The 12,397-nt window shown below is 64.6% G+C and carries 10 protein-coding genes; 9 read left to right on the plus strand and 1 reads right to left on the minus strand.

What is annotated here, in order from left to right:
- Positions 1 to 139 precede the first annotated feature (139 nt).
- Complete coding sequence (locus tag HGP13_RS13395; RefSeq protein WP_172225891.1) at positions 140 to 1,459, minus strand: sugar ABC transporter substrate-binding protein; 1,320 nt, start codon at positions 1,457 to 1,459, stop codon at positions 140 to 142.
- 301 nt (positions 1,460 to 1,760) lie between these two features.
- Between HGP13_RS13395 and HGP13_RS13400 the strand changes: the two genes are divergently transcribed.
- From HGP13_RS13400 to HGP13_RS13440, 9 genes are all read left to right on the plus strand, one after another.
- On the plus strand, positions 1,761 to 2,741 hold the full coding sequence (locus tag HGP13_RS13400) for a sugar kinase (protein WP_172225893.1): 981 nt from the start codon (positions 1,761 to 1,763) through the stop codon (positions 2,739 to 2,741).
- Entirely contained in the window at positions 2,738 to 4,015 is a 1,278-nt protein-coding gene (locus HGP13_RS13405) for a D-tagatose-bisphosphate aldolase, class II, non-catalytic subunit (RefSeq protein WP_172225896.1), read from the plus strand. Before HGP13_RS13400 ends, HGP13_RS13405 begins: the two co-directional genes overlap by 4 nt.
- A 255-nt stretch (positions 4,016 to 4,270) precedes the next feature.
- Positions 4,271 to 6,280, plus strand: a complete 2,010-nt coding sequence (locus HGP13_RS13410; RefSeq protein WP_172225899.1) for a CocE/NonD family hydrolase — start codon at positions 4,271 to 4,273, stop codon at positions 6,278 to 6,280.
- Positions 6,281 to 6,296: 16 nt separating this feature from the next.
- Positions 6,297 to 7,247 (plus strand): ABC transporter permease, encoded by a 951-nt coding sequence (locus HGP13_RS13415; protein ID WP_172225902.1) that lies wholly within the window; start codon positions 6,297 to 6,299, stop codon positions 7,245 to 7,247.
- Entirely contained in the window at positions 7,231 to 8,118 is an 888-nt protein-coding gene (locus HGP13_RS13420; protein WP_172225905.1) for an ABC transporter permease, read from the plus strand. Before HGP13_RS13415 ends, HGP13_RS13420 begins: the two co-directional genes overlap by 17 nt.
- On the plus strand, positions 8,115 to 9,080 hold the full coding sequence (locus HGP13_RS13425) for an ABC transporter ATP-binding protein (RefSeq protein WP_172225908.1): 966 nt from the start codon (positions 8,115 to 8,117) through the stop codon (positions 9,078 to 9,080). The genes HGP13_RS13420 and HGP13_RS13425 overlap by 4 nt, the downstream gene beginning before the upstream one ends.
- Positions 9,077 to 10,105, plus strand: a complete 1,029-nt coding sequence (locus tag HGP13_RS13430; protein ID WP_172225911.1) for an ABC transporter ATP-binding protein — start codon at positions 9,077 to 9,079, stop codon at positions 10,103 to 10,105. Before HGP13_RS13425 ends, HGP13_RS13430 begins: the two co-directional genes overlap by 4 nt.
- A gap of 1 nt (position 10,106) precedes the next feature.
- Positions 10,107 to 11,669: an ABC transporter substrate-binding protein gene (locus HGP13_RS13435; protein WP_172225913.1), complete on the plus strand. Its 1,563-nt coding sequence runs from the start codon at positions 10,107 to 10,109 to the stop codon at positions 11,667 to 11,669.
- 46 nt (positions 11,670 to 11,715) lie between these two features.
- Positions 11,716 to 12,396 (plus strand): TetR family transcriptional regulator C-terminal domain-containing protein, encoded by a 681-nt coding sequence (locus tag HGP13_RS13440; protein ID WP_172225916.1) that lies wholly within the window; start codon positions 11,716 to 11,718, stop codon positions 12,394 to 12,396.
- Position 12,397 lies beyond the last annotated feature (1 nt).

Consider the following 12,397-nt stretch of genomic DNA (forward strand, 5'->3'; position numbering starts at 1 on the left):
CACCGCAATTTTCCTGGAGTTGCCTCGGCGGATCCGTGCATCCTCCCGGCCCGCTGCAACGGGAGGTATGGCGGGCCGGGATCGCCAGGAGGCGGCGCACATTCCGCCCCCTGGTCTAGGTCGTGTGGCTCGAGCCCACCTATTTGATGTAGCCCGCTTCCGTCATCGTCTTCTCCACGGCGGTCTGGGCGCCGTTGAGCGCATCATCGACCGACTGCTGACCGGTCACCGCAGCGGCAATCGCCTGGCCGACATCAGTTCCAATGCCCTGGAATTCGGGGATGGCGACGAACTGGATGCCGGTGTAGGGAACCGGATCCTTGGTCTGCTTGGTCGGGTCGGCGGATTCGATCGCGGCAAGGACCGTCGCGGCGAAGGGCGCCGCCTTCTGGTAGTCGGCGCTGGCATAGGTCGACTTGCGCGTTCCCGGAGGTGCCGCGACCCAGCCTTCGGTCTCGCCGACGCGCTGAACATAGGCTTTCGAGGTCGCCCATTTGACGAAGGATTTGGCCACATCCGCCTTTTTGGTCGAGGTCGGGATGGCGAGGCTCCATGCCCAGCCCCAGGCCGAACCGTTTGGCGTGACCGCCACCGGCGCCTTGGCGAAGGCAACCTTGTCGGCGACCTTGCTTTGCTTGGGATCATAGACGCGACCCGCGGCGGACGTGGCGTCGATCCACATGGCGCAATGGCCGGAGGCGAACAAGGTCTGGTTCTCGTTGAAGCCGTTGGAGCTTATTCCCGGAGGTCCATCCTTCTTCATCGTGTCGACATACCAGCCGATCGCCTTCTTCCACTCATCCGAATTGAGCTGCGGCTTCCAGTCCATATCGAACCAGCGGCCGCCGAAGGTGTTCACCAGCGTGCCGACGAAGGCCATGTTCTCGCCCCAGCCCGGCTTGCCGCGCAGGCACAGGCCGTATTGCTCCTTCGACTTGTCGGTGAGCTTGTCGGCGAATTCCGTGATCTGGTCATAGGTCGGCTGCTCCGGCATCTTGAGGCCGGCGGCGTCGAACAGATCCTTGCGGTAGAGTGTGAACGAGCTTTCGGCGTAGAAGGGCACGGCATAGAGCTTGCCGTCGACCGTCAGGCCGCTGCGTACCGGCGCGATCAGGTCGTCATAATCGTAGTCGTCGCCGAGATCGTTGAGCGATGTCAGCCAGCCGCTCTTGCCCCAGATCGGCGTCTCATAGCCGCCGATCGTCATCACGTCGAACTGGCCGCCCTTGGTGGCGATGTCGGTGGTGACCCGCTCGCGCAGCACGTTTTCCTCGAGCACCACCCAGTTTACCTTGTTTCCTGTCGCCTTCTCCCATTCGGGCGACAGCTTCTGCATGATGATCATGTCGCCATTGTTGACTGTCGCAACCGTGATCTCCTCGGACAGGGCAGCACTTGCCGCCAGTGCCGAAACGGCGGCCGACAGGCCAAGAATTCCGATACGCTTACCGATAGGCATTTCGTCTCCTCCTTTACGAATGCGCATGTGTAAGTGGACATGCGTATACATTTTATTGCGCTACGGAAAAGCCGAGTCAAGTGCATCGTAGACGGATTCTGGCCCTGTGCCTGCGCTCTGCATGCGATGGCTCGTCATTCAACGTGACAAGGAAGACCGCATGCGGCGCAAACTAAATGGTCATGCGTATAGTTTTTGTTGACTTCAACCTCACTCCGATTTACCTCGGCTGCGGACAGGCACTATCGTGCAGTCGGTGCGCCATGACCGGCGTCCGGCTGGGGGAGAAGGAATTGCAGCAATGAGCCGCCGAAGGGAGATCGCCTCCGAAGCCGCGGGGCCGACGATTACCGCCGGCGAAATCCTGGTCGAGATCATGGCGACGGACCCCGGCCTGGGTTTTCTCGAACCGCTGACGCTGGTCGGGCCATTCCCCAGCGGCGCGCCGGCCATCTTCATCGATCAGGTGGCAAGACTGGACGGCGGCGCCGGGCTCATCGGCTGCGTCGGCCGCGACGATTTTGGAACGATCAACCTGGATAGGCTGAGACGCGACGGCGTCGACGTCTCGGCCGTCTCGGTCAGCGACCGCTACCCCACGGGAAGCGCGTTCGTGCGCTACAGGCCCGACGGCGGCCGGGATTTCGTCTACAACATCGCCGAATCCGCCGCCGGGCAGATCCGTCTCACCGACGCGGCGCGCGAGCTGGCGGACAGGGCCGGCCATCTGCATGTCATGGGCTCGACCTTGTCGGTGGCCGGGCTGAAGGAGATCGTCGCCTATGCCTTGAAATCGGTGCGGGCTCGTGGTGGCTCGACCTCTTTCGATCCGAATATGCGCAAGGAGCTGATCGACGGCGCCGACGGCGCGCAATTCTCAGCGCTGGTCGACGATGCCGATCTGTTGTTGCCCTCCGGCGACGAGCTGCTTGCCGCCGCCGGGGTCGATGACGAATGCCAGGCGGTGAAGGCGTTGTTTGCCAGGGGTGTCGGCGAGATCGTGCTGAAGCGTGGGGCCGCCGGCTCGTCCTGGTTCGGCGCCGACGGCGCCAGGATCGATTGTGCCGGCTTTCGGGTCGACGAAGTCGCCCCGACCGGCGCCGGCGACTGTTTCGGCGCGACCTATCTCACCTGCCGACGCAAGGGCATGGAGCCGGCCAAGGCGCTGTTTTATGCCAATGCCGCCGGCGCCCGCAATGTCACGCGGCGCGGGCCCATGGAAGGCACCGCCGGCTTCGATGTGCTGGACAGCTTCGTCGCCGGGACGCAGAGGGCGACATGACGACCAACCCGCTCGCAGGCCTCGCCACCGCGCACAGAAACGGGTCGCCCTACGGCATCACCTCGATCTGCTCGGCCCATCCGCTGGTGATCCAGACGGCCATCCGGCGCGCCGTCAGGGACAAGGAAAGCAGCCTGCTGATCGAGGCGACCTGCAATCAGGTCAACCAGTTCGGCGGCTACACCGGGATGACCCCGGACCTGTTCATCGCCTTCGTGCATGAGATCGCCAGCAAGGAAGGGCTCGATCCCCGGCGCATCATCTTTGGCGGCGATCATCTGGGACCGAACCCGTGGCGCACGGAGCCGGCAGCACAGGCGATGAGCAAGGCCGAAGCCATGGTCACCGCCTATGTCTGGGCCGGCTTCAGCAAGATCCATCTCGACGCGTCGATGGGTTGTGCCGGCGAGCCGGCGGCCCTCGACGACGAGGCCATCGCGACACGGGCCGCGCGGCTGGCCAAGGCAGCCGAAAAGGCGGCCCGCGACATGGGTGGCGCCTTGCCGGTCTACATCATCGGCACCGAGGTTCCTGCTCCGGGCGGCGTCGATCACACGATCAGCGACCTGAAGCCCACCGAGGCGGCGGCGGCGCGGCGCACCATTGAGGTTCATCGCGAGATCTTTGCCCGGGAAGGGCTGTCGGAAGCATTTGGCCGCGTCATCGCCGTGGTGGTGCAGCCGGGCGTCGAGTTCGGCAGCCAGAACGTCGCCGCCTACAGACCCGAGGCATCGAAGCCGCTGACCGGTTTGCTCGACGAGGAACCGTCCCTCGTCTACGAGGCGCATTCCACCGACTACCAGAGCCGCGCGGCGCTGACCGCCCTTGTCGGCAACGGCTTTCCGATCCTTAAAGTGGGTCCAGGCCTGACCTTTGCGCTGCGCGAGGCGCTTTACGGGCTCGACCTGATCGCGTCCGAAATGATCGCGGACTATGGCGACAGGTCGCTTGCCCGCACGATGGAACGCGTGATGCTGGCCGCTCCCGGCCATTGGCACGGCCATTATCACGGCAATGAAGCCGATCGTTATCTGCAGCGGCACTACAGCTACAGCGACCGCATTCGCTATTATTGGAGCAACCCAACGGCCAGCGTTGCCGTCGGCCGCCTGCGTGAGGCGCTTGCCGGCGTTGCCATTCCCGAAACGCTGATGCGGCAATTCCTGCCGACGCTGCCGTCCGGGCTTGGACCGGCCGGCAATCCCGAGGCCATTCTTCACGCGGCGATCGGCCAGGTGCTGGCCGACTACGACGCAGCTTGCCGCACCGTCTGAACCCGTTGCAACGTCGCTGGAGAGGCGCATCCGCCTCGACTGCGCCGGAACCGAGATGATCCTCGTGCCGGGGACCGCATCCAATGACGCGGCGCCTCCATCTTTACATAGGCTTCCATTCGACCGGAAAGTCTAACGGCGCGTCACGGCCGCCGAAGAACGGTTCGCATTCAGCGTCAAAAAGACGAAGCGGGATTGCGCCGCAAAAGCTCTTGTTGTACGAACGTTCAACAAGAGCATTTGCGGGTACCTGCCGTGGTACGAACCGAGTTTCCCTTTGCCGTCGAAACCGTCGATCCGCTGTGGATCACGCTGGCCGACGGCACCCGCATTGCCGCGACGCTGTGGCGTCCGCGCACCGTGGACAAGGTGCCTATTATCATCGAGATGGTGCCCTATCGCCGCCGTGACGGCACCGTGGCGCGTGACATCGACATCCATCCCTGGCTCGCCGGGCACGGCATTGCTTGCGCCCGTATAGACATTCGCGGCAGCGGCGATTCCGACGGCGACCTGGCCGACGAATATCTGCCGCGCGAGCAGCAAGACGCCTGCGAAATCATCGCCCATCTCGCGGCTCAGCCCTGGTGCAATGGCAATGTCGGCATGACCGGCATTTCCTGGGGCGGGTTCAACGCGCTGCAGGTCGCGGCGCGCCGGCCGCCGGCCTTGAAGGCTATCATCGCCAACTGCGCTACCGACGACCGCTACGCCGACGACATCCACTATATGGGCGGCGCGCTGCTCACCGAGCAGGAGATGTGGTCGAACTTCATGCTGGTGAAGAAGGCGATGGCGCCCGACCCGCAGATCGTCGGCGACGCCTGGCGCGCCATGTGGCTGAGCCGCCTTGCGGCGACGAGTTCGCTCTCGGAAGTGTGGCTCGCGCACCAGCGCCGCGACGATTATTGGCGGCAGGGTTCCGTCTGCGAGGATCATTCCGCGATCGAATGCGCCGTCATGGCCGTCTGCGGCTGGGAGGACAGCTATTCGAACTTCGTGCCGCGCCTGCTCGAGCATCTGCCGGGACCGAAGCTCGGCATTGTCGGTCCGTGGTCGCATGCCTATCCCTGCCGCGGCGCGCCGGGTCCGTTGATCGGCTATCTGCAGGAGGCGCTGCGCTGGTGGCGCCACTGGCTCTGCGGCGAAGACACCGGCATCATGGACGAGCCGCTCTACCGTGTCTGGGTCACCGGCGAAGAACGGCCGCAACCTTTTTACCTGCCCGATCATGCCGGCAGCTGGGCTGCCGAGGATCAGTGGCCGTCGCCGCGCGTCGAGCGCCGCGCTCTGCATCTGAATGCCGCCGGGTTGAGCAGCGAACCGGCGCCGGGACCGACACTTTCCGTTTGCTCGCCCGGCACCGCCGGCCGCGACTGTGGCCGCTGGGGCGGCTATGGCGGCTCCTGTCCGGACATGCCCATCGACCAGCGCCGCGAGGACGGCATGGCGCTTTGCTTCGACACAGCCGCGCTCGACGAAGACATCACATTGCTCGGCGCGCCTGAACTGGACCTGCTCGTCACTGTCGACCAGCCGCATGTCAATCTCGCGGCCCGGCTCTGCGATGTCTATCCCGATGGCACGTCAGCGCTGATGACCTACGGCGTGCTCAACCTCAGCCATCGCGAGAGCCATGAGCATCCGGCGCCGTGTCCGGTTGGGACGCCTTTCCGCGTCAAGCTGAAGCTCAACGATTTCGCCCGCATTGTGCCCAAGGGACATCGCATCCGGCTGGCGCTGGCCAACCAGCACTGGCCGATCCTTTGGCCGCAGCCGCATTTGTCGACGCTGTCGGTCTTGAGCGGCGACAGCACGGTCATGCTTCCTGTGCGCCCGCCGTCGGCTCGCGACCGCGACGTCCGCTTCGAGCCTGCCGAAACCGCGCCGCCGTTTCCGACAACGACATTGGACGAGGGTTTTGATCGCCGCATCGTCACCGACGATGTCGGCTCTGGCGTGCAGACCATCGCGCTGACCTCGGACCATGGTCGCCGGCGCTATGACGATCGCGCCATCACCGTCTCCTCGGCCAACAGCGACACGATGAGCATCAGTAGTGACGATCCGCTATCGGCGAAACTCGTCACCGAATATCGCTGGGCGATTGCCAGCGGCGAGGCCGACACCGAAGCGATCGCCGTGACTGAGCTGACAGCGGACGAAACCCATTTCAATTTGAGTTGGCGGCTCGAGGCGCGAGAACGGGGGACGCTCGTCCACAGCGCCTCGGCAAGCCGGCGCATCAGGCGCGAATTCGCCTGAGGGAGGGGAGGAGGCCATGCTCGCATATGCAGTGAAGCGCATCGGTCTCGGCCTCCTGATACTCGTCCTTGTCATGATTGCCATGTACGCGGCCGTCTTCCTGGTGCCGGGTGATCCGGCAACCGTAGCGCTCGGTCCGCGTGCCACGCCGGAGCTGAAGCGGCTGCTGATCGAGCGCATGGGGCTCGACCAGCCGGTCTGGTGGCAGATCATAGAATTCTTCCGCAACGCGCTCACCGGCAATCTCGGCTACGACGTCTGGTCGAACCGGCCCGTGTCCACACTGGTGCTGGAGGCGCTGCCCAATACGCTGATCCTCGGACTGACGGCGCTTACCGTAGCACTTCTCATCGGCGTGCCGCTCGGCTGCCTGTCGGTGATGCGGCGCGGCACGGCGGCCGATGCGGTCATCGGCGTGCTCTCGGTTGGCGTCATCGCCGTGCCGTCCTTCGTCGTCGCCATCTATTCGCTGCTTCTGTTTGCCGTCACGCTGCGCTGGCTGCCGGCCATCGGCGCCGGCGAGGCCGGCGACTTCGTCAGCCAGGCCAAGGCGCTGGTGATGCCGGCCGGGGCAATAGCGCTCGGCTGGATCGGTTATATCGCCCGCATGGTGCGCGCCTCGATGATGGAGGTGATGGGCGAACCGCACATCCGCACCGCGCGCTCGTTTGGTTTGCCCGAGTGGAAGATCGTCTCCAAATACGCGCTGCGCATCGCCATCATCCCGACCATTTCGCTGGTCGCCGTCGGCCTCGGCAGCATCCTGTCCAGCGCCGTCTTCGTCGAGGCGGTGTTCGCCCGGCCAGGCATCGGCAAGCTGATCACCGACGCCGTCAACACCCGCAACTATCCGGTCGTCATGGGCACGGTGCTGATCATGACCGCCATCTATGTCTCCATCACCATAGCCGCCGACCTTTTGATCGCGCGGCTCGATCCGAGGGTGCGCGATGTCTTCCGTGGCTGATGCCTCGTTGTCCGTTCCGGACCGACAACGGTTTCCGCTGCTGCGCGCGCTGCTTGCCGATCCGTTCACCTGCGTGGCGCTGATCCTGGTCACAGGCTTCCTCGTCACCGCCATCTTCGCGCCGTTTCTGGCACCTAATTCGCCGGTCAAGATTGACGTGCTGCACAAGCTGCAGCCGCCATCGGTCGAGCATTGGTTCGGCACCGATCATCTCGGCCGCGATCTGCTGTCGCGCGTCATCTATGGCGCGCGTACCGCACTCACCATCGCCATGGTGTCGGTGGCGATTGCCGGTGCCATCGGACTGATGCTCGGGCTGATCGCCGGCTACGGCCCGCGCTGGCTCGATGCCATCCTGGTGCTGACGTTCGACAGCCTGAACTCGCTGCCGATGATCATGTTCGCGCTCGCCATCATCACCGTGCTCGGCGCCGGCACCGGGACGCTGATCATCGTCATCGCGGCGACCTCGTTCCCGAGTTACGCAAGGCTGATCCGAGCGCAGACACTGGCGCTGAAAAACAGCGACTACATCCTCGCCGAGCGCCTGATCGATGCCAGTGCCGCGCGCATCATCTTCATCCACCTGTTGCCGAATGTGGTCGGCCCGCTAATCATCCTTCTGTCAATGGACATTCCGGTCGTCATCATGGTCGAGGCCGGTTTGAGCCTCCTTGGCCTTGGTGTGCGACCGCCGACGCCGTCCTGGGGCTCGATCCTCTATGACGGCTACACCTCGATCCGTTCCGCACCCTTCATGGTCATCTTCGGCGGGCTGCCGCTGGTGCTGGCGACGCTCGGCTTCACCTTCCTTGGCGAGGGGCTGCGCGACTATCTCGATCCGCGTCTGCAATTGCGGAGGCCGGCATGACCGGCTCGCTCGCCGCCAGCGATCTCAGTGTCCGCTACGAGACGCCGCATGGCTCGGTGCACGCCTTGCGCCATGTCGATATCGAGGCGCATCCTGGCGAAGTCATCGGCATTGTCGGCGAGAGCGGCTGCGGCAAGTCCACGCTGGTCACCGCTTTGGCCAATCTATTGCCGGCGAACGCCCGCGTTGACGGATCGATCCACTATAACGGTGTCGACCTGGCGAAGCTCGACGCGCACCATCAGCGCCTGCTGCGCGGCGACGAGATCGCGCTGGTCAGCCAGGATCCGATGACGGCGTTCAATCCGGTGCTGACCATCGGCGACCAGCTTGTCGACTTCCAGCATCACCGCAAGGATCTCGGTCGCGCGCAGAAGCGGGCGCGCATAGCCGCCATGCTTGGCCGAGTCGGCATTGCCGACGCCGAACGGCGGATGCAGAGCTATCCGCACGAACTGTCCGGCGGCATGCGCCAGCGCGTCGCCATCGCCGCCGCCCTGCTGACCGATCCTGGCCTGCTCATCGCCGATGAGCCGACGACGGCGCTCGATGTCACCATGGAGGCGCAGATCATCCATCTGCTGCGTGAACTGCGGCGCGAGTTTAACGGCATCATCATCGTCGTCTCGCACCATCTCGGCGTCATCGCCGAACTCTGTGACCGCGTCTATGTGATGTATGCCGGCGAGGTGGTCGAGGGCGGCGAAGTCGACGCGATCTTCCATGACGCGCGCCATCCCTATACGCAAGCTCTGCTCGCCTGCGATCCTGCCCGTTTCCACGAACGGCTGGACAGGCTGCCGACCATTCCGGGCTCGCTGCCCAGCCTGACCCAACCGCCGTCGGGATGCGTCTACGCCCCGCGCTGCGACCGGACCTTCGCGCCGTGCGGTTCCATGGCGCCGCCACTGGTGAAACTCGGCGCGGCCCATGTCGCGCGCTGCCATGCGGTGACATCATGAGTCCGCTGCTCGCCGTGGAAGACCTTTCTGTTAGCTTCACCAGGGGTGGCTTGCTTAGCCGGCTGGTCAATCCGTTCCCGCTGCCGGGCTTCAACGTCATCGACGGCGTGACGCTGTCGCTAATGCGGGGCGAGACGCTTGGGCTGGTCGGTGAATCCGGCTCCGGCAAGACGACGCTGGCGCGCACCATCCTGGGCCTTATTAGGGCGGCCGCCGGCCGCATCGTCTTCGAGGGCAGGGACGTGGCGACAGCTGCCGATTTCCGCGCCATGCGGCGGCGCTCGGCGATGATGTTCCAGGACCCGGTCGCCTCGCTCAGCCCGCGCTTGCGCATCGGCACGCTGCTCACCGAACCGCAGATCATTCAGGGCGTGCCGATGCCGGACCGGCGCGCCGCGGCCAAGGCGCTGCTGGCGCTGGTCGGCTTGCCGGCATCCTTCGTCGATCGCTTTCCGCACGAGCTGTCGGGCGGGCAGGCGCGCCGCGTCGGCGTTGCGCGCGCGCTGGCGATGAAGCCGCATCTGCTGCTCGCCGACGAGCCGACCGCCGGCCTCGATGTGTCGGTGCAAGGCGACGTGCTCAACCTGATCGGCGAGCTCAAGCGCGAACTCGGTTTCGCCGCCATGATCGTCACCCACAACCTGGCGATGATCCGCCATGTCAGCGACCGGCTGGCTATCATGTATCTCGGCCGGCTGGTCGAGACAGGTCCAACGCAGGACGTCTTTTCCGCGCCGATGCATCCGTACACTGCGACGCTGATCCAGTCGGAACCGATCCCAGACCCGCGCCGGCGCAGCCAGACCCCCGCCGTCACCGGCGAGATTCCGAGTGTGTTCCGGCGGCCTTCGGGCTGCGAGTTCCACACGCGCTGTCCGATCGCGCGCAAGCGCTGCAAGACCGAGGCGCCGGCCTATCGGCCGATGGGCGCCGACCGGATGGTGCGCTGCCATTTCCCGCTGGAGACAGGCGGGCAAGAACGGGAAGCCTTTTCACGCGCTTCCGCAAACCAAAGGGGAAACTGACATGACAGAATGGACCATGGACAGACGTGCATTCCTGAAAGCGGCCGGCGCACTCGGCGCCGGCCTGGCGATAAAACCCAACTTTGCCTGGTCGGCCGCCGGCGACACGTTACGCATCCGCATGGAGGGCGATCTGCAGTGCCTCGATCCTGCCTTCATGAATGGCGGCATCGAGGATGTCATGATGCGCGGCATCTATGTCTCGCTCAACCATTTCGGCGACATCCGGAAAGGCTCGCCATGGTCGCTGTGGGGCGCGGAAAAGCTCGAACAGAGAGACCCCAAGACCATCGCCTTCACCCTGATCGACGGGCTGAAATGGTCTGGTGGTTTCGGCGCGGTCACCGCTGACGACGTGAAATTCTCGTTCGAGCGGATCGCCGACAAGGCGCTGGCATCGCCCTGGGCCTATCAGTTCGAAAAACTCGACCGTGTCGAGGTTGTCGATGCCAGGTCCGGCATCATCCATCTGAAGGAACCCTATCAGCCGATCTTCGTCACCAGCCTGCCTTACTATGGCGGCCACATCATCAGCCGTGCCGGCACCGAGAAGGCGGGCGGCAAATTCACCACGCAGCCGCCGGCAACCTGCGGACCCTATCTCTTCTCGGACTGGCAGCAGAAGCAGAAGGTGACACTGACGGCCAATCCGGACTGGCCGGGACCGAAGCCGGATTTCGGCAAGGTCGAAATCTATGTCGTGTCGGACGATCAGGCAGCCCAGCTCGCCTACGAGGCCGATGCTTTCGACTACACCAAGATCGCCATTTCAGCGACCAAGGCGGTCAAGGCCAGCCCACCCGCCGACACGACCCTCATCGAGGCGCAATCGACCCGTTATGTCTGGCTGACCATCAACATGCTGAGCCCACGGCTCAAGGATCTGAAGGTCCGCCAGGCGGTGCAGTATGGCGTCGATGTCGGGCAGGTCCTGACCGGCGTCTATGATGACCTCACCAAGCGCTCGACCGGTGTCGTCCAGCCCGGCACCAAATTCGCGCGCGCCAGCAACCTGATCGCTGCACCGGACTATGAGAAGTCCGCCGCGCTGCTCAAAGAGGCCGGCGTCAGCGACCTCTCATTGACCCTGACGGTGATGAACGATTCCATCCGCACCGCGACCGCGCAGATCATCCAGGCGAGCCTTGAGCAGGTCGGCATCAAGGTCGAGATCCAGCCTTACGATGAGGCGGCCTTCTGGGGCGTCGGCGACAAGACGCAAGGCGATGGCTACAAGAACATCGACCTGGCGCTGATGGATTTCGCCGGCGGCATCGATCCGTCGGAAAACCTGGTGTGGTTCCGTCCCGACCAGATCGGCGCCTACAACTGGTCCGGCTTCGACAGCGCCGAATTCGAAACCAGCTACCAGCAACTGGTGGCCGAAAGCGACGAGGCCAAGCGCATCGTCCTGTCGAACCGCATGGAGGATTTGATGGAGCAGTCCGGCGGTTTCGTCTTCATCTGCCACCAGCCGCTGGTCGCCATCCACAAGACCGCTTTCGACCCGGTCATCTATCCGGACGGCCACCCCAATCCGTTGCTGTTCAAGAAGAAGGCATGAACGTGCTTTCATGGACAGGAAGGGCATAATCGATTAGCTGGGGTTCATGACGGAAGCCCAACCAGACGGTGCAAAAAGGAAGCGCGGCGCGAAGAAGGCTCCGCCGCGCTTCAGCCGCGAGCAGGCCGATGTGCGCCGCTCCATGCTGATCGAGGCGGCGACGCGCTGCCTGTCCGTCGGCGGCATCGGTGCCTTCACCATCGACCGCATCTGCAAGGAGGCCGGCGTCTCGCGCGGCCTCATCAACCACCATTTCGAAAGCCTCGACGGGCTGCTGGTGGAGGTCTACAAATCCTCCCTCTACGCCAGTGTCAACAACCAGATCGCCGAGGCCAAGCGCCGCCGCGCCGAGACTTCCGATTGGTCGCCGCAGGCAGCACTTGCCGCCCTGGTGCACTCCAATTTTTCGCCGGAATATTTCAGCCGCGAGAACCTGCTGATCTGGCTGTCGCTGTGGGGCGAAATCGCCGTCAACCCACGCCTCAAGGCCGCGCACCGCGAACTCTACGACGCCTACCGGGCGGAACTCGCGGAGGACATCGCCGCGGTCGCGGTGCCGCGCGGCAGGCAAGTCGACGCGCCCGCGCTGGCGCGCAATTTCATCGCGCTGGTCGACGGGCTGTGGCTTGAATGGTGTCTTGATGAAAGCGTGGTGACGCCGCAGGGGGCGGAGGCGGCGGGGTTCGAGATGCTTGAGGGGCAGGTGGGGCCGTTGCGCGAGCCCTAAC

Source organism: Mesorhizobium sp. NZP2077 (assembly GCF_013170805.1).
Classification (GTDB): Bacteria; Pseudomonadota; Alphaproteobacteria; order Rhizobiales; family Rhizobiaceae; genus Mesorhizobium.